Origin of the sequence: Herbaspirillum sp. RV1423 (assembly GCF_000577615.1) — a bacterium.
GTDB lineage: Bacteria > Pseudomonadota > Gammaproteobacteria > Burkholderiales > Burkholderiaceae_D > Herbaspirillum.
In genome coordinates, this window is record NZ_CBXX010000020.1 from 120,258 (window position 1) to 136,394 (window position 16,137).

Consider the following 16,137-nt stretch of genomic DNA (forward strand, 5'->3'; position numbering starts at 1 on the left):
ATGATATTGGCGGCTAGCCGGACCGCGGCGGCAAGTTCTCCAGCCGGTGATCGGGGATGAACCAGAGCACGGCGAGCACCACGTAGATGGCGGTACCGAGCAGCGGGCTCCATAGCGACAACGGAATGGCCAGCGCATACAGCACCATCGATCCTATATTTTTCACGCCTTTGCCGACGGTCTTCGCCAATCGGGACTCGCCGCCCTCATTGGCAATCAGCGCACACCTCAGCAGGAAGAACGATACCGAGCACATCAGCAACACCGCGCCGTAAGAGGCCACCGGCACCGGATCGCGGTGGTGCTCGGCGACCCAGTTTGTGACGAAAGGAATCAGCGACAGCCAGAACAGCAGATGCAGGTTGGCCCAGAGGATCTTGCCGTTGACCCGGTTGGCCAACTGCAGCAAATGATGATGATTGACCCAGTAGATGCCGACGTAGATGAAACTGAGCACGTAGCTGAACAATTGCGGCATCAGCTTGAGCAGATCGGCAAGCGACGCGCCGCGCGGCATTTGCAAACCCAGCACCATGATCGTGATGGCAATGGCGATCACGCCGTCGCTGAAAGCTTCCAGCCGCGCCTTGTTCATGACGCCGCGGTGCCGGCAGGGGCGGCGGCGGCTTGCCGGGCTTCGCTTCTGTCGAGCCGGATCAGGCCCAGCAGAATCAGGATCGGCACCGTCAGCGCAGCAAAGCCGAAGGCGTGATAAGCGAACGCCGCCATGATCGCTCCGATGCCGAAGGCCAGAATGGGCCAGAAGAATTTCTTGCAGCGCTCGCCGGTGGCGCCATCGCCCGCGCCGCGCAATACGTCGACCGTGTCGATGACGACTTGCGTGACGTTGCCGGTCATCATCGACGTCGGCGCGAGATGTCCCAGCAACAATCGGCTGACCGCGCTATGCACGCCCATCGCGGCAGTGCCCAGCAAGCCGGCCGCCATCGCGTAGGGAGACACCGTGGCGCCGATCGGCTCGGCCAACAGGCCGAAGATCATGAAGCCGGCCAGCAGCAGCAATTGCAACGACAAGGCCAGCGCCAGCGCGGGGCCTTTGCGCCGTTCCACGGCAACGATGAACAGACGCGCGCCGGCCACGCCGGCAATGAAGGCGGGAAACGCCAGGAATTTGAGCAGGATCGACATCTGCGATGCATCTGCCAGCGCGGCGCCGATGAGAATGAAATTGCCCGTCACGTGTGCCGTGAACAAGCCGAACAGCGCGATGAAGCCGAGGGTATCCACATACCCGGCCAGAAAGGCCAGGCTGGTTGCCTGCAGCGAATTGCGGCGAGGGGTATTCATGTTCCGTTCTCCTGTCCAGCGTCGGTGCGGCGGCACCGCCGGTCGACGATCCGGCGACGCAGGTGCAAGGTTATTACGATAACATCGCCCAGCGCGCGAGGTAATTATCCGAAGAGATAGTTGTCAGTTTGGCATAGCTTGCAATGCCGGATCGGCGGGTGCATTCTGACGGGGGTGTCGGCAAGAAGATGCCGACGGCCATCGGTCGCCGACGTCAACGCTTTCTGTACAAAAAACAGCAGCTTTGTACAAGAAAAACGCATGCTGAATGAACATCATGAGGCTCTGCGGACATTGCCTTGCCCTCCGGATGTCCGTCGATGCTTTCCCGTAAGAATCACAAGCCGTGCTCGTGGTGCAACTCGTGGTGCAACAACTGTGACAGGAACACACCATGGATAGAATTGTTTTTGTTGTCGACGACGACGACAAGGTCAGAGCGTCGCTGGTCCGCCTGCTTTCCTCCGCCGGTTATACGGTGACGGACTTTCCCTCGGCCAGCCTGTTCTTCGGCAAGCCGCTGCCCAGCGTGCCGTGCTGCCTGATTCTCGATATGAAGATGCCGGTGTCGAACGGCTTTGACGTGGTCAGGAAGCTGGAAGAAAAAGGCGATGCGATTCCCGTCATCTTCATTTCCGGCTACGGCACCATACCGATGACGGTCCAGGCGATGAAAGCAGGCGCGCGGGAATTTTTCACCAAACCGATCCACAGCGACCAGTTGCTCCATGCCGTCGAAGAAGCGTTGGCGGCAGCGGAAAAAAACCTGGCTTCGCGCGCCGAGCACGCGGCGTCGACGCAGCGGCTCGAAAAGCTGACGCCGCGCGAACGCGAGGTGCTTGAACTGGCCATCGGCGGTTTGCTCAACAAACAGATCGCCACCGAACTGGGCATCAGCGAAATCACCGCCAAGGTCCACAAGCGCCGCGTCATGGACAAGATGGAGGCGAAGACGCTGGCGGATCTGGTGCGTGCGGCAGAACGGCTGCAGATTTCGAGGGCAAGAAGCCGCTGAGGCGCGATCCGCTTGCCGGATTGTCGGATTGTCGGACTACCGACAAGCGGCGACGAAGCGTTAGAATCGCGTCATCCCCATCCTTCCCCAGAACATCAGGAAACGCCAATGCACCATCCCGAAGATACCAATCGCCGGCAACTCGAACAGTTGGCGAAAGACCTGCGCAAGATGCACAAGCAGTTGATCGACATTCAATCAAAAAGCTTCGGCGAAGTCGGCAATCCCTTCGAGCACCTCCAACTGGTGACGATGCATCCCGATTTCGCATGGCTGCGCGTGCTCTCGGAATTCATGGTGGCGCTGGACGAGCGGCTGGACGACAAGGAGGCGATCGACGATACCGCGGTCGCGGCGTTCAGGCAATCCGTGGAAGGACTGATAGGACCGGCGCAAGCAAGCCAGCCCGAGTTCCGCCGGAAATATCTGGCGGCGCTGCACGATTCGCCCGACACCACCATGCTGCACGGCAACCTGCGCCTGACGCTGGGCAAGCTGGCGCGGGCAAAGTAACGCATACGAAACACAAACAAAAAGAGGATAAGCACGGCTCCGGGGAGCGTGCCTATCCTCTCAATGCCGACCGACCTGTTTCAGGCGCGCGTCAACCATGCCGTCCGGATTCGAAGAGGAACCAGGCGCGCTGCTCCGCTTCATCGATCCAGTTTTCCAGCAAGCTGGCGGTGGCGACGTCGCCATGCTCGTCGCAGACGACGTGCGTGGCGCGCATGTAGCCGACTAGGCGCATGTTGTCTTCATGCAGTTCCGCCAGCATGTCGGCCGGCGTGACATAGTCGCTTTCGTTATCCGACAAGCGCTGCAGGCCGCAGATCTGCCCGGTGGAACGCAATGTGGTTCCACCGATCTTGCGCACGCGTTCGGCGACCGGATCGGTGATGGCGAGGATCTGATCGGCCTGATCGTCCAGCAGCAAGTGGTAGTCGCGGAAATACGGCCCCGACATATGCCAGTGGAAGTTCTTGGTCTTCAGATACAACGCAAAAATATCCGCCAGCAGGATGTTCAGTCCGGCCGAAATATCCTTGGTCGCCTGCGCACCGAGTGCGCTGGGCGTCGCCAATTGCGCCATGCGTCTTTTCTTGACGTCGTTCTTGTCCATGGAAGGCCCCGGTCAGGATTGCAGGAAACCCAGCAGATCCAGGTTGAGCTGGTCCTTGTGGGTGAAGCACAGTGCATGCGGCGCGCCGGCATACACCTTCAATTGCGAACCGGGCACGGCGGCGGCAGCCAGCTTGCCGGTGGCTTCCAGCGGCACGACCTGGTCGTCGTCGCCATGCACGACCAGCGTCGGCAGCGTGAATTTCTTCATGTCTGCACGGAAGTCGGTCTCGGAAAACGCGGTCACGCAATCGATGGTGCCCTTGATCGACGCCAGCAGCGCGATGTTCAGGGTCTGCGTCAGAATCCCTGCCGATACCTTGCTGCCGGGACGGTTGGTGCCGTAGAACAGCGTGCTGAAGTCGTTGAGGAACTGCGGACGATCGGCGCGGATGCCATCCTTGATGCCGTCGAAGACGGCCTTGGGCACGCCCTCGGGATGGTCGTCGGTCTTGATGAACAGCGGCGTGACGGCGCTGACCAGCACGGCCTTGGACAAGCGCTTGACGCCGTGGCGGCCGATGTAGCGCGCGACGTCGCCGCCGCCCATCGAGAAGCCGACCAGCACCGCGTCTTTCAGGTCCAGGGATTCGATCAGCTCTGCCAGATCGTCGGCGAAGGTATCGTAGTTGTAGCCGTTCCACGGCTGGCTCGAACGGCCGAAACCGCGGCGGTCATAGGCGATGACGCGGTAGCCCTTCTCGGCCAGGAAATTCATCTGGTATTCCCACATGTCGGCATCCAGCGGCCAGCCGTGGCTGAAGATCACCGGTTGGCCCTTGCCCCAATCCTTGAAATAGATTTCCGTGCCGTCGCGTGTCGTGATGGTACCCATGGTGTCGCTCCTTGATGTGGTTGCGGTGAGTTGTTGGCGGTGTTGCGCGGAGCCGCGGGAAGGACGTGGCGCGCACGCCGCCGCCGCAGGCTCTGTTGGGGTGAAAAATAAAAATGCTGCCGTCGGCGCCCGCAGCGCGCGCTACAGCGCGTGCATTGCCCGACGCTCGCCGGACCAGGCAATGCGCCATCGTCCGGGACCGCAAATCGCGATCGACATGAAGATCACCAGCAGGAGCCAGCCGAACTGTCCCTCGGCGATGCTCCAGTCTGGATGCACCGCGAACATGGCGATGAGCAAGACGCCGACGATGGGAAGGCAAGCCAGCCGCGTGAACAGTCCCGCGGCGATCAGCAGCGGGCAAACGAACTCGGCCAGGATCGCCGCCCACAAGCTGAGCTGCGGGCCGAAGCCGAAGGGATCTTCGATCTGCTTCAGTTCGTGGGCGTAATGCAGGACTTTGGGCAAGCCGTGCACGTAGAACAGCATGAAGCTGCCCGCCACGCGCAGGAACAGCAAACCGATGTCGACGTGCGCGAGCAGCAGGGGAGATGTTTTCTTGTCCATGATGTCAGAAGGCGAAGCAACTGCAACCGAGGGCGCCCCAGAAACCGGCGTAGTTGGAGACGGGTACCGAAGAGCCGCGCGCCGTCTCGTGCGAATGGGCATGCACGCCGCAGGCGCCTGCGCAGGCGTGCGGCAAGACCGGCGATTTCCTGGCGGCGAGCGGACGGTAGTGGCCCGGCACCAGCGACACCGGCGACCAGTCGGGCAGCACCGGGATCGGCGTCGGACCATGCGCGGAAAACTCGGCGTCGGCATAGACCACCTTGCCGCCGACGATGGTCATGACCGATTCGATCGCTTTGATGTCGTCTTCATGGATGCTGAAGAAATCCGCGCTCAGCACGGCCAGATCGGCGAGCTGGCCGACTTTGATCCGGCCTTTCTTGTCTTGCTCGCTGGAGAACCAGGCGCTGCCGGCGGTCCATAGTTCGATGGCGGTCTCGCGCGGCAGGCGGCCGGCGGTCTCGTACAGCTTCATGCCGCCGACGGTGCGGCCCGACACCAGCCAGTAGAGCGCCGTCCAGGGGTTGTAACTGGCCACGCGCGTGGCGTCGGTGCCGCCGCCGACGGGTACGCCCATCTCCAGCATCCTGGCGACCGGCGGCGTGTGGCTGGCCGCGTCGGCCCCATAGCGCTCGGTGAAATATTCGCCCTGGAACGCCATGCGATGCTGGATCGCGATGCCGCCGCCGAGGGCGCGCACGCGTTCGATATTCCTGGCGCTGATGGTTTCCGCGTGATCGAACATCCAATGCAGGCCGTCGAAGGGAATCTCGCGGTTCACCTTTTCGAACACGTTGAGCATGCGTTCGATCGATTCGTCGTAGGTCGCGTGCAGGCGGAACGGCCAGCGGTTGCTGACGAGATGGCGCACCACGCGCTCGAGTTCGTCTTCCATGCCCGGCGCCAGATCCGGACGCGGCTCAAGGAAATCTTCAAAGTCGGCCGCAGAGAACACCAGCATTTCGCCGGCGCCGTTGTGGCGATAGAAATCGTCTCCGGCGCCTGGCGAAACCATGTCCGTCCATTTCTGGAAATCTTCCAGTTCCGCCCCCTTGCGCTGGGTGAACAGGTTATAGGCGATGCGCAGGGTGAGCTGCCCTTCCTTGGCCAACTGATCGACCACGGCATAGTCGTCCGGGTAATTCTGGAAACCGCCGCCGGCGTCGATGGCGCTGGTCAGGCCGAGGCGGTTCAGCTCGCGCATGAACTGGCGCGTCGAATTGATCTGGTAGTCAAGGGGCAGGGTCGGCCCTTTGGCCAGCGTCGCGTACAGGATCATCGCGTTCGGCCGCGCAATCAGCATGCCGGTCGGATTGCCGGCCTTGTCGCGCTGGATTTCTCCGCCCGGCGGATTCGGCGTGTCCCTGGTATAGCCCACCGCTTGCAATGCCGCGCGATTGAGCAAGGCGCGGTCATACAGATGCAGGACGAAAACCGGCGTGTCGGGCGCGGCCAGGTTCAGTTCTTCCAGCGTCGGCATGCGGCGTTCGGCGAACTGGAATTCGGTCCAGCCGCCGACCACGCGCACCCATTGCGGATGCGGCGTGCGGTCCGCCTGCGCCTTGAGCATGCGCAATGCGTCGGCCAGCGACGGAACGCCCTCCCAGCGCAGCTCGAGGTTGTAATTGAGCCCGCCGCGTATCAGATGCAGGTGCGAGTCATTGAGGCCCGGCACGACCGTGCGTCCGCCCAGGTCGATCACCTTGGTGTCGGCCTTTTTGTGCCGCATCACCGACTCGGTATCGCCGACCTCGACAAACTTTCCATTGCTGATGGCGACGGCGCCGGCAATGGGATTTTGGCGATCGACGGTGTGGAATTTTCCGTTGATGAGTATCAAATCTGCTGTGGCGGCTGCGGTCATGGCGACTCCTGACGGTGCGGTGGCATGGCCCGGAATCGATGCACGCATGCAAGGGCGCGCACGACTTCCAGGACTGAATGAGGAATGCCGGCAGTGTGCAAAATTGCGCGGGCAGCGTCTAGCTATACAAACAGATAATGGCGACCCGGTTCGCGGCGACCTATGATGCGTCCGATGATGCAGAGCCGCCGGGCCACGCCCGCAAAGCGTCCCGATTTTTTGATTTCCTGCCGGCGCCGCGCTGACGTCGGCATCGTCGGCCATCGTTGTTTGATGCACATTTGATGCACATGTAACCGCCGCTCCATCCACCTCACCCAAGGACTTGACATGACCAACCCTAAACTGGAAGTACTGACCCCGACCAACTGCCAGATGATCTTCATCGACCAGCAGCCGCAAATGGCGTTCGGCGTCCAATCGATAGACCGCCAGGTCCTCAAGAACAACACCGTGGCGCTGGCCAAAGCCGCCAAGGTGTTCGGCATTCCGACCATCATCACGACCGTGGAAACGGAGAGTTTTTCGGGTCATACCTATCCCGAGTTGCTCAATGTCTTCCCGGACATCGACATCCTGGAACGCAGCTCGATGAACTCGTGGGACGATCAGAAAGTGCGCGATGCGCTGGCTGCCAACGGGAAGAAGAAAGTCGTTGTCTCCGGCCTCTGGACCGAGGTATGCAACAACAGTTTTTCGCTGTGCGCGATGGCCGAAGGCGGCTATGAAATCTATATGGTCGCGGATGCCTCGGGCGGCACGTCCAAGGAAGCGCACGACTACGCCATGCAGCGCATGATCCAGGCCGGCGTGGTGCCGGTGACCTGGCAGCAAGTGATGCTGGAATGGCAACGCGACTGGGCGCGCAAGGAATCGTATACGGCCGTGATGGATATCGTGCGCGAACACTCGGGCGCTTACGGCATGGGCGTGGACTATGCCTACACCATGGTGCACAAGTCGGCTACGCGCGACATCGGCAATCACAAGACGCTGGCGCCGGTTCCTGCCAAATAAGCAGGCAAGGCAGACGGGTCGCGGAATGAGGATGCGGGACGGATCGCCGTCCGCCTCTGCTTCCATGCTTCCGCGCCCCGTCTGCGTACAGGCAATGACTCTCTTCGATCCAGCCCACACGGAGCAGTTGGCAACCATGACTATTTATCTCTTGTCGCTCGGCGCCGGAATCCTGATCGGCGTCATGTATGCGATGTTCAAGGTGCGCTCGCCGGCGCCGCCGGGAATCGCCTTGATCGGCCTGCTCGGCATGGTGCTGGGCGAACCGCTGCTGCCGGCGCTCCATCACTGGTTTGCGGGTTAACAGGAGCAACGCATGAAACCCTATCTGATTTCCCTCTTGATGGGCGTGCTGGCCGGCCTTGTCTATTCCTTGCTGCAGATCCGCTCGCCGGCGCCGCCGGTGATCGCCTTGCTCGGCTTGCTGGGCATGCTGATCGGCGAACAGTTGGTGCCGCTTGCCAGACGCAAGCTGTCGGGAGAACCGCTGACGGCCGCCTGGTTCCGCACCGAGTGCGTGCCGAAGATCACGGGTGCGCCGCCCGCGAATACGACGCCGGCGCAACCTGAAAAAAAATGATGTGAACCTGAGGATAATGCCCCAATTTCCTCAAGATAAAAAAACTGAGACAGTCCGGCGAAACGAAAACAATAATTCGCCGACTTTCCCGACAACATATTCCACGCGAGGCCGCAGGATTGTGCAGCAACGGCAAGGAGAGGCAAACGCTCTTCTTGCTTCTTTGCCGCTACAATCGTGCTTTTCCAAAAAAGAATCCTGTGGAGCACAGGACTCATGTTTCCGCGCCCGGAATGCATCAGGCGTTCCGGGCGCGGAAACATCAGCTAGTGGCGGGACATTATGTGCAATGGGGAGCATGACGAGGCGCCGCAAGTTCTGATCGCCGTCGTCGACGATGATCAGTCTGTCAGAGCGGCCTTGAGCAATCTGCTCCATTCCGCCGGCTACGCCGCACGCAGCTTCGATACGGCCGAGGCGTTCCTGGCGAGCGATTGCGTACAGGCGGCGAACTGCGCTATCGTGGATGTGGGACTGACAGGCATGAACGGTTTCGAACTGAAAGAGCGCTTGCGCCGTCTGGATCTCGACCTGCCGGTTGTCTTCATTTCCGGCCTCGTTTCGCGCGTCGCGCAGGAACGCGCGGCGCAGTCGGGGGCGGCGGCGTTCCTGGCAAAACCGATCGAGGCGGATACCTTGCTGGCGCAAATCAAACGTATCGCGACGGTTTCCGGAGAAAACGAGTGAGCAAGCCACATGCGCTGTCCGCGGAAAGCACACCGATACCGCCTGCCGGCGATGCCGAGTTGCGCTTTCGCATCACCGACTATTCTTACGCGCCGCTCAGCGAAACCGGCGCCGTGGCTTACTTGCGGGCCTGGCGATCGGATTCGCAATCGTGTCCGCGAACCATCGCCAGGGCGCGATCCGCCGAGCTTGCCGCGGAGGCTGCCTGCCAGTTGAAGAATGAACTCGACTTGCGTGCGCATATGGACGGCGGTTGGGCGATCAAACCGGCCGGCTCGGTCGTCGGCGCAGACGCCATGGTGCTGTTATACGACGACAACGACATCATCTCGCTGGAAAAACTGGCGCCGCATGCGCTGACGATTCCCTGCTTCACCAGGCTGGCGGCAAAGCTGGCGCATGTCGTCGAGCGCATGCATGCGGACGGCCTGATCCATCGGAACATCAATCCCGCATGCTTCTTCTTCGACATCGCACCAGCCCCGACCGAGGCGCTGGATTTCCGGGTCAGGATCGGCGGCTTCGGCCTTGCTGCAGCCGCCGCGCCGGCATCGGGCAATGAGGAAGGCTACGCCTCGCTGCTGGGCGGAGACCTGCGCTACATGTCTCCCGAACACAGCGGACGGACGCGGCGCCATATCGATGCGCGCAGCGACTTGTATTCGCTCGGCGTGATCTTTTACCGGCTGTTGAGCGGCCATCTTCCGTTTGGCATCAGCGGCGTGGAGAGCGATCCGGCGGAGTGGATACACTTCCACATCGCCTCCCAGGCCGTCGCGCCGCACCTGCTGAACAAGACCGTGCCGGAGATGCTTTCGCGCCTGGTCATGCGCCTGCTGGAGAAAAATCCCGGGCAGCGCTATCAGAGCGCCGCGCAACTGCGCGCGGATCTGAATCTCTGCAATGAGGCCTTGTGCGCGGCACCCGCGCCTGCGTCGATGGCCGGCGCGTTTCCGGCAATGCAAGACGGCCGCGACGACGATGCGGCCGGCGAGGCTGCGTATTGCCCGCCGCCTGGTTCGTCCTCCGATTCGTTGCCGGACAGCCTGCGCCGGGCGATCCTGCACTATCACGCCGGCGAGTACGACGAAGCGGCGGCTTGCATGGCGGTCGCGGCGGAAGCGGGATCTGCTCGCCCGCCGGAAACCGAATTCTTCCATGCGCTCATCCTCGCGGCGAGCGATGCCGACGCCGCCGGGCAAGCGGCCCGCCTGCAAGTGCTGAAACAGCACTGCGAGACCATCTGCAGCCTCGGCGTCGCCGATGCGCCGGTGTTCTCGATCCAGGGCAAGATACTGCTGGGCGAGATCGCCCGCCTGGACGGCAAACTCAATGCGGCGCTGCGCTGCTACGAGCAAGCCGGCAACCAGGCGGAAAAAGTCCTGCTCTGGCACTACGCGGGCATCGCCCATGAACTGGCGGCGCGCATCAGCCGGGACGAAGGTTTTTCCACCTCGCTGGCCGCGCATCTCAAATCGGCGCGCGCCGCCTACATGAAATGGGGCGCGCACGAACTGGCGGCGCAACTGGCGCGCCGCTATCCGGAGTCGGAGGTGTTGCAGCCGCCGCACGCCGGCGCGGCGCTGTCGTCCGGCACGGCCCGCATCCGGGACCTGGAGAGCGTCCTTCGCGCCGCGCGCGCCCTGTCCGAAGAGATCCGGCTGGACGAACTGATCCAGACCATCATGTCGGTCACGCTCGAACACGTCGGCGCGGAACGCGGTCTGCTGATCCATCTCGACGGACAGGTTCCGTACATCGAAGCCTGCGCGCGCACGCACGCCGCCGGTATCGCCGTGGATCTGCGCCATGTCCCGGCAACCGAAGACGACATGCCGATGGCGATGCTGCAGCAAGCCCTGGGCAGCGGCCGGGAAGTCTATGCCGGACCGGACGGCACGCAGCGGACGGCAGGCTCCTTCACCGCCATATGCGTGCCGATGCTGAAACAGGCCCGCGTCGTCGGCGCGCTGTATCTGGAGAATCGCGTGCTGCCCGACGCCTTTACCGTCGAGCATACCCAGATACTGCAACTGCTGGCCGCGCAAGCCGCCATCTCGCTTGAAACCGCGCGCCTCTATGCGGCGCTGCTGGCGGAAAACGCCCAGCGCACCCTGGCGCAAAACGCGCTGCGCGCCAGCCAGACTTCGCTGGTCATGGGCGAGCAATTCAACCATATCGGCAGCATGCGCTATCTGCTGGAAGAAGGGCTGATGTTTTGTTCCGCCGAGCTGTGCCGCATCTATGGACTGGAAGCCGGCAAGGAATCGATTACGTACGAGGAATTTTCCGCGCTGCTGCATCCGGACGACCGCAAGACCGTGCTCGATATCGTCGAGACCGCCGTCGCCACGGGCGGCACGATCCGCGTCGAACACCGGATCTGTCGCAAGAGCGGCGAAGTGCGCTACATCTCCGGCATCGGCAAACCGTTCTACGTCGACGGCAAGTTCACCGAATATGTCGGCACCGCGACCGACATCACCAGCCGACGCCAGGCCGAAGACGCGCTGCGGGTCGCCCAGGCCGACCTGGCGCGGGTCTCGCGCGCCACGACCGTGGGCCAGTTGACGGCGTCGATCGCGCATGAGATCAACCAGCCGCTGATGTCCATTGTGTCCAATGCCGGCGCCAGTCTGCGCTGGCTCGACCGGGATCCGGCGCTGCTGGAAAATGCCCGTGCCGGGCTGCGCGATATCGTCACGGAAGGGCAGCGCGCCGGCGACATGATCCAAAGCCTGCAAAGACTGACGCGCAATACCGAACCGGTGTTCGAGCGGGTCAACCTGAACGCGGCGATACGCCATATCCTCGCCATCTCGCGCAGCGAAATCGAGCGCCGTGAAGTCTCTCTGACGCTGTCGCTGACGCAGGAAAATCTGTATGTCATGGGAGATTTCGTGCAGATCCAGCAGGTGCTGCTCAATCTGGTGATCAACGCCATCGAGGCAATGGCCGACATACGAACGCGGCCGCGCGTTCTGACGATTTCCTCAAGCAGCCTCAACGACGGCAGCATCACCGTGGTGATCGAGGACACCGGCGAAGGCATCGCGGCGGACGCCACGACGCGCATCTTCGATGCGTTCTATACCACCAAGAAGAATGGCATGGGCATGGGTCTGGCGATCTGCCGGTCGATTATCGAGAATCATCGCGGCCGGCTTCAAGCCGCGCTCCGGCAGCCTTACGGCACGACGCTCTGGTTTGATCTGCCGTTGGCGCCTTAGCGGCGATTGCCAAGGTCCGATGGCGAGGCGGCGCAACAACGCCAGGTCGGTGTCGCAGACCTCCGGCGCCTGATTTCTTGCTTGCCGCCTCGCTATGCGTTGCGCCGCCAGTTGCCGGGCGACGTGCCCATCAACCGCGAAAACACGCGGCTGAAGTGGCTTTGATCCGAGAAGCCGCACATGATGGCGATCTCGGCCAGCGGCAAATCGGAGCGCAGCAACAGTTCCCGCGCCTGGAGCACGCGCTGCGTCAGCAGCCATTGGTGCGGCGTATGGCCGGTGGTCGCGCGGAACGCGCGCAGGAAATGGCTGGCGGACATATTGCATTCCACGGCGATCTCTGCAATGGAGATATTCCCGTTGGCTTTGTCCATCAGCATCTGCTTGGCGCGCGCTTCGTGCAGGCGCGACAGTCCGCGGCTTTTCTCCGCCGCCATTGCCGCCGCGCCGCCGTATCGTTGCAGCAGATGGGTGGCGATGACGGTGCCCATCTGATCGACGAACAGCATGCTGGCTTCGCGCGGACGGGCAAGCGAAGGCGCCAGCGCATGCGCGAGGTGCGCAAGCACGGGATCGTGCTGCCCGGCCACCGGCTTCAATCCGTTCACACGGGCGCCGCGCTGGCCGTCGCCCATGCGCTCCAGAAAAAACCGGGGCAATTCAAACAACAGAAAATCGAACGGTCCGTGCAGATCGGCCTTGTAGTCTTCGGAAAAATCGCGCACGTAGACGGCGCCCCTGGCGAAGTCATGCCGCGATGCCTGCCGCCCCTGAAAAATGCTCCGCCGATGCCCGTCGGACATCGACACGCCGACCAGAAACCCGCGATCCGATGCCGGCGTCCAGACCTGCGAGATGTGCGGTTCGTCGACGCGCTTGCGATAAAAGGCGATGCCGCCGCCGCGCAGCTCCTGATCCTGACGCAGTTTGCTGGCGACACAACCCAAGGAATCCGTCGCCCGGGCGGGCGGCGTCATGCCGTCGGTGGAAGTGGCTTGCATGGATCGGACCTCTCTAGAACTCATTTCATCAATAGGCGTGAGATGCGTTCTTAAACATCAAGCTGTTGCCGCAGGCGGCACAAAGCTCTCTTTTCTTCAACGCAAGAGGATATCCGGTATCAGCGGTCTTTGCAGGCGCTCCAGCCACCACTTCTTCGCCTCGCCCATCGATTCAGGCTTCCAGCCCAGCCAGAAAGACTCTTCCGGCCGCGTTTCTTCAGAGGGCAGCTCGACCAGGGCGCCGCTCGCCAGCTCCTTGCGGATGCAGGCGCGCGGCAGGAATCCGTGGCCGATGGCGGCGACCTGGCAGGCGATCTTGGCCGACATGGACGGCACGGTGATGCGCTTTTGCCCCGCCAGCAAGCCGACGGTCCGATCCGACATGGTGCGCGCACCGTCTCCCACCACAATCGCATTGTGCGCAAGCAGGTCGGTGCGCGTGACGGGACGGCCCAGCCTGGCCAGCGGATGCGTGGGCGCGACGCAAAAGACGAACGCCAGCCGGCCCACTTCCACCGCGCGATAGCCGCCGCCAGCGGGGCCGTCGCCGGCGGCGATGACGATATCGGCACGGCCTTCGCGCAGCGCTTCCCAGGTGCCGGTCAAGGTCTCGCAGCCAATGCGCAGGCGAGTGCCGCAGCGCAAGTCCTCGAAAGCGCAAATGTCTTTGGTGAAAGCGTCGGTCGGAATCAGCGAGTCATGCGCCAGGCGAAACTCCGACTCAAAGCCGGTGGCGATCTGTCGCAGCCGCGACTCCAGTTCGCCCGCGGCGATCAGCAGCCAGCGCCCCTCCCGCAACAACTCCTGCCCTGCGGCGGTGAGGTGGACACGCTGCCCTTGCCGAACGAACAGCGCCAGGCCGAGCTGTTCCTCCAACTTGTTGACGGCATAGGAAATCGTCGACGGCACCTTGTGCAGCCGCTCGGAGGCGGCGGCGAAAGAGCCGTAACGGTCGATGGCGTCCACCAGCTCGATGGCTTCCAGACTGAGTTTGAGCATTGCAATCTCCTGCTGCGCGCTTGGCACACTTGATCGAAAATTTCGATCATTAGAACATAAAATCTTCAATCCGAAGCACCTTCGAAACGTGCAAACTTCTTTCCATGCCGCGCTGACTCCTACAAACAGGGCGTGTCAGCAAGGCGGCACTTTAAAGACCTAGCTGAATTTAATCGATTTGGAAAGAAAAGAAAGAGGTATCCATCATGATCGAACTTCGCAAAGCCGATCAACGCGGCGTCGCCGATCACGGCTGGCTGCAATCGCGCCATACGTTTTCCTTCGGCCACTATCGCAATCCGGCGCAGCAAGGTTTCTCCGACCTGCTCGTCATCAATGACGACCGCGTCGTGAAAAGCCAGGGTTTCGGCACGCATCCGCACCGCGACATGGAGATCTTCTCCTATGTTCTGGAGGGCGCGCTGGCGCACCAGGATTCGATGGGAACGGGCTCGGTGATCCGTCCCGGCGACGTCCAGATGATGAGCGCCGGCACCGGGGTGAGCCACAGCGAGTACAACCACTCCGAGGACGAGCCGGTGCATTTCCTGCAAATCTGGATCGTGCCGAACGTGCGCGGCGTTGCGCCCCGCTATCAGCAAGTTCATTTCAGCGAGGACGAGAAGCGCGGCAGGCTGCGCGTGATCATTTCACCTGACGGCGAAGCCGGCTCGCTGTCGGTGTACCAGGATGTCAACGTGCATGCGGGCCTGTTCGACGGCGCGGAAACGGCGGCGCTGAAGCTGGCAGCCGGCCGCTTCGCCTATGTCCACGTCGCCCGCGGCAGCATCAAGGTCAACGGCGTGCCGTTCTCCGAGGGCGACGGCGCGCGTATCCGCAATGAAGAATTGCTGCAGTTCAGCGATGGCGACAAGGCCGAATTGCTGGTGTTCGACCTGCGTCCGCATGAATTGCCCCAGCCGGTCTGAGCGGCGGGTTTTTATGACGCTCCCGGGAGGATTGCTTCGGCGGTTTGCCTTGATGCAGGCAACCAAACCCAATCCTAAGTTTGCTTGAGGGTAACGATCAGTCTGGCCAGTTCTTTTGCATCCAGTTGTCCCGCCAAAAGAATCAATTCCGCCAATCGATCATCGGGCTCGAACAAGAAACTCACAGGGACCTTCAACGCGTCGGCCAATCGGACGACAGTGCCAAAGTCCGGTTCATGCACGCCGCGCTCGTATTGATTCATTCGCGCGCTGGCGGTGAACTCGTCGATGCCAGCCAACGTACCAAGTTGATATTGCGATAGCTCAGCGCGCCGACGCGCTTCTTTCAGACGCGTGGTGAACACCGGGGATTGTCTGGCATGCGTTTTCATACGGGGCATTTCTTCATATCGGCTTGACCGAGGCGACGGATGAGGCGATTGCTGCGCTGTGAGCGCGCGGTATCGCTCACAGCGGCGGCAGGTTGTTGCGAGGGTAGGTCTGGGTCTTGCTGGGGATGGTGTAGTTCTTCAGCTCGGACTCGTCGTCGTTTTCCGGGTCGTGCACGCGTAGCGTGGAGATGGTGACAGTCAGGCTGGTCGGCAGCACGGCGCTCCAATCCTGCCGTTGCGCATTGCCGTATGTCACATGCGTCGCATAATGGATCACCTCGTTGTTGGCGAGACGGCGGCGGCCCTCGTTTTCCGGATCCGCCATGCCGGTCTTTTCGGTGTTGAAGGTCTCGCTCAACGGCGTCAGATTGGGGTCGGAGAATTTTCCTCCCAGCGAACCGGCGACCAAATGGCCGGCGATGAAGCGCCGATTGCTGAACTTGTTCAATTCGGTTTCCAGGCCGCGTCCCTCGGCTTTTTCGCCGGAGAACAGCGCCCCTGGTTTGGCGGTGATGATTTCCGAACCGGTGCCGAGGTGATAACCGCCGATCGACTGGGTGGCGGTATTCGAAATGAGTGCATTGGCGGGAA

At 62.1% G+C, this 16,137-nt stretch carries 18 protein-coding genes; 8 read left to right on the plus strand and 10 right to left on the minus strand.

Going from position 1 to position 16,137, the window contains the following annotated elements; genetic code table 11:
• Window positions 1–13: 13 nt before the first annotated feature.
• Both RV1423_RS17865 and RV1423_RS17870 read right to left on the minus strand, forming a co-directional pair.
• Window positions 14–595 (minus strand): TMEM175 family protein, encoded by a 582-nt coding sequence (locus tag RV1423_RS17865; RefSeq protein ID WP_034299407.1) that lies wholly within the window; start codon window positions 593–595, stop codon window positions 14–16.
• Window positions 592–1,308, minus strand: coding sequence for a YoaK family protein (locus RV1423_RS17870; protein ID WP_034299410.1), 717 nt, complete (start codon window positions 1,306–1,308; stop codon window positions 592–594). The genes RV1423_RS17865 and RV1423_RS17870 overlap by 4 nt, the downstream gene beginning before the upstream one ends.
• 394 nt (window positions 1,309–1,702) lie before the next feature.
• On the opposite strand from RV1423_RS17870, the gene RV1423_RS17875 reads away from it, so the two are divergent.
• Window positions 1,703–2,323: a response regulator transcription factor gene (locus RV1423_RS17875; protein ID WP_034299414.1), complete on the plus strand. Its 621-nt coding sequence runs from the start codon at window positions 1,703–1,705 to the stop codon at window positions 2,321–2,323.
• A 108-nt stretch (window positions 2,324–2,431) separates the two neighbouring features.
• Complete coding sequence (locus RV1423_RS17880) at window positions 2,432–2,836, plus strand: hypothetical protein (RefSeq protein ID WP_034299415.1); 405 nt, start codon at window positions 2,432–2,434, stop codon at window positions 2,834–2,836.
• A 91-nt stretch (window positions 2,837–2,927) separates the two neighbouring features.
• On the opposite strand, the gene RV1423_RS17885 is transcribed toward RV1423_RS17880, so the two are convergent.
• The 4 genes from RV1423_RS17885 to RV1423_RS17900 form a co-directional block, all read right to left on the minus strand.
• The gene (locus RV1423_RS17885) at window positions 2,928–3,443 is read right to left on the minus strand and encodes a Dps family protein (RefSeq protein WP_034299417.1); all 516 of its coding nucleotides are present in this window, start codon (window positions 3,441–3,443) and stop codon (window positions 2,928–2,930) included.
• Window positions 3,444–3,455: 12 nt separating this feature from the next.
• Window positions 3,456–4,277, minus strand: a complete 822-nt coding sequence (locus tag RV1423_RS17890) for an alpha/beta fold hydrolase (RefSeq protein ID WP_034299420.1) — start codon at window positions 4,275–4,277, stop codon at window positions 3,456–3,458.
• A 141-nt stretch (window positions 4,278–4,418) separates the two neighbouring features.
• Complete coding sequence (locus tag RV1423_RS17895; protein ID WP_051516753.1) at window positions 4,419–4,844, minus strand: DoxX family protein; 426 nt, start codon at window positions 4,842–4,844, stop codon at window positions 4,419–4,421.
• A 4-nt stretch (window positions 4,845–4,848) separates the two neighbouring features.
• Window positions 4,849–6,711 carry an amidohydrolase gene (locus tag RV1423_RS17900; protein WP_034299422.1) on the minus strand — a complete coding sequence of 621 codons (1,863 nt, stop codon included), beginning with the start codon at window positions 6,709–6,711 and terminating at the stop codon, window positions 4,849–4,851.
• 330 nt (window positions 6,712–7,041) lie between these two features.
• On the opposite strand from RV1423_RS17900, the gene RV1423_RS17905 reads away from it, so the two are divergent.
• The 5 genes from RV1423_RS17905 (at window position 7,042) to RV1423_RS28590 (ending at window position 12,225) form a co-directional block, all read left to right on the plus strand.
• Complete coding sequence (locus tag RV1423_RS17905) at window positions 7,042–7,728, plus strand: hydrolase (protein ID WP_034299423.1); 687 nt, start codon at window positions 7,042–7,044, stop codon at window positions 7,726–7,728.
• 136 nt (window positions 7,729–7,864) lie between these two features.
• Complete coding sequence (locus RV1423_RS29125) at window positions 7,865–8,032, plus strand: DUF1427 family protein (protein ID WP_081768874.1); 168 nt, start codon at window positions 7,865–7,867, stop codon at window positions 8,030–8,032.
• A 12-nt stretch (window positions 8,033–8,044) separates the two neighbouring features.
• On the plus strand, window positions 8,045–8,308 hold the full coding sequence (locus RV1423_RS17910) for a DUF1427 family protein (RefSeq protein ID WP_034299425.1): 264 nt from the start codon (window positions 8,045–8,047) through the stop codon (window positions 8,306–8,308).
• A 282-nt stretch (window positions 8,309–8,590) separates the two neighbouring features.
• The gene (locus RV1423_RS17915) at window positions 8,591–8,995 is read left to right on the plus strand and encodes a response regulator transcription factor (protein ID WP_034299428.1); all 405 of its coding nucleotides are present in this window, start codon (window positions 8,591–8,593) and stop codon (window positions 8,993–8,995) included.
• A complete protein-coding gene (locus tag RV1423_RS28590) occupies window positions 8,992–12,225 on the plus strand; it encodes an ATP-binding protein (RefSeq protein ID WP_051516754.1) in 3,234 nt (1,077 codons plus the stop codon). The genes RV1423_RS17915 and RV1423_RS28590 overlap by 4 nt, the downstream gene beginning before the upstream one ends.
• A gap of 92 nt (window positions 12,226–12,317) precedes the next feature.
• Here the strand turns inward: RV1423_RS28590 and RV1423_RS17925 are convergent, their stop codons facing one another.
• Both RV1423_RS17925 and RV1423_RS17930 read right to left on the minus strand, forming a co-directional pair.
• On the minus strand, window positions 12,318–13,226 hold the full coding sequence (locus RV1423_RS17925; protein WP_034299431.1) for an AraC family transcriptional regulator: 909 nt from the start codon (window positions 13,224–13,226) through the stop codon (window positions 12,318–12,320).
• Window positions 13,227–13,322: 96 nt separating this feature from the next.
• A complete protein-coding gene (locus tag RV1423_RS17930) occupies window positions 13,323–14,225 on the minus strand; it encodes a LysR family transcriptional regulator (protein WP_034299435.1) in 903 nt (300 codons plus the stop codon).
• Window positions 14,226–14,431: 206 nt separating this feature from the next.
• Here RV1423_RS17930 and RV1423_RS17935 point away from each other — a divergent pair, with 206 nt between their 5' ends.
• Window positions 14,432–15,154 (plus strand): pirin family protein, encoded by a 723-nt coding sequence (locus RV1423_RS17935; protein WP_034299438.1) that lies wholly within the window; start codon window positions 14,432–14,434, stop codon window positions 15,152–15,154.
• Between the two features lie 74 nt (window positions 15,155–15,228).
• Here the strand turns inward: RV1423_RS17935 and RV1423_RS17940 are convergent, their stop codons facing one another.
• Both RV1423_RS17940 and RV1423_RS30395 read right to left on the minus strand, forming a co-directional pair.
• On the minus strand, window positions 15,229–15,546 hold the full coding sequence (locus RV1423_RS17940) for a helix-turn-helix domain-containing protein (RefSeq protein WP_034299442.1): 318 nt from the start codon (window positions 15,544–15,546) through the stop codon (window positions 15,229–15,231).
• A gap of 76 nt (window positions 15,547–15,622) precedes the next feature.
• A partial coding sequence (locus RV1423_RS30395) for a hypothetical protein (protein WP_034299445.1) occupies window positions 15,623–16,137 on the minus strand: 515 nt, incomplete at its 5' end.

Excerpts from the sequence above, each read along its gene's own strand:
- RV1423_RS17890 (WP_034299420.1), bottom strand. The coding sequence starts at position 4,277 with ATGGGTACCATCACGACACGCGACGGCACGGAAATCTATTTCAAGGAT.
- RV1423_RS17875 (WP_034299414.1), top strand. The coding sequence starts at position 1,703 with ATGGATAGAATTGTTTTTGTTGTCGACGACGACGACAAGGTCAGAGCG.
- RV1423_RS17895 (WP_051516753.1), bottom strand. The coding sequence starts at position 4,844 with ATGGACAAGAAAACATCTCCCCTGCTGCTCGCGCACGTCGACATCGGT.
- RV1423_RS29125 (WP_081768874.1), top strand. The coding sequence starts at position 7,865 with ATGACTATTTATCTCTTGTCGCTCGGCGCCGGAATCCTGATCGGCGTC.
- RV1423_RS17865 (WP_034299407.1), bottom strand. The coding sequence starts at position 595 with ATGAACAAGGCGCGGCTGGAAGCTTTCAGCGACGGCGTGATCGCCATT.
- RV1423_RS17940 (WP_034299442.1), bottom strand. The coding sequence starts at position 15,546 with ATGAAAACGCATGCCAGACAATCCCCGGTGTTCACCACGCGTCTGAAA.
- RV1423_RS17900 (WP_034299422.1), bottom strand. The coding sequence starts at position 6,711 with ATGACCGCAGCCGCCACAGCAGATTTGATACTCATCAACGGAAAATTC.
- RV1423_RS17930 (WP_034299435.1), bottom strand. The coding sequence starts at position 14,225 with ATGCTCAAACTCAGTCTGGAAGCCATCGAGCTGGTGGACGCCATCGAC.
- RV1423_RS17910 (WP_034299425.1), top strand. The coding sequence starts at position 8,045 with ATGAAACCCTATCTGATTTCCCTCTTGATGGGCGTGCTGGCCGGCCTT.
- RV1423_RS17870 (WP_034299410.1), bottom strand. The coding sequence starts at position 1,308 with ATGAATACCCCTCGCCGCAATTCGCTGCAGGCAACCAGCCTGGCCTTT.
- RV1423_RS17935 (WP_034299438.1), top strand. The coding sequence starts at position 14,432 with ATGATCGAACTTCGCAAAGCCGATCAACGCGGCGTCGCCGATCACGGC.
- RV1423_RS17905 (WP_034299423.1), top strand. The coding sequence starts at position 7,042 with ATGACCAACCCTAAACTGGAAGTACTGACCCCGACCAACTGCCAGATG.
- RV1423_RS17925 (WP_034299431.1), bottom strand. The coding sequence starts at position 13,226 with ATGCAAGCCACTTCCACCGACGGCATGACGCCGCCCGCCCGGGCGACG.
- RV1423_RS17880 (WP_034299415.1), top strand. The coding sequence starts at position 2,432 with ATGCACCATCCCGAAGATACCAATCGCCGGCAACTCGAACAGTTGGCG.
- RV1423_RS17915 (WP_034299428.1), top strand. The coding sequence starts at position 8,591 with ATGTGCAATGGGGAGCATGACGAGGCGCCGCAAGTTCTGATCGCCGTC.
- RV1423_RS17885 (WP_034299417.1), bottom strand. The coding sequence starts at position 3,443 with ATGGACAAGAACGACGTCAAGAAAAGACGCATGGCGCAATTGGCGACG.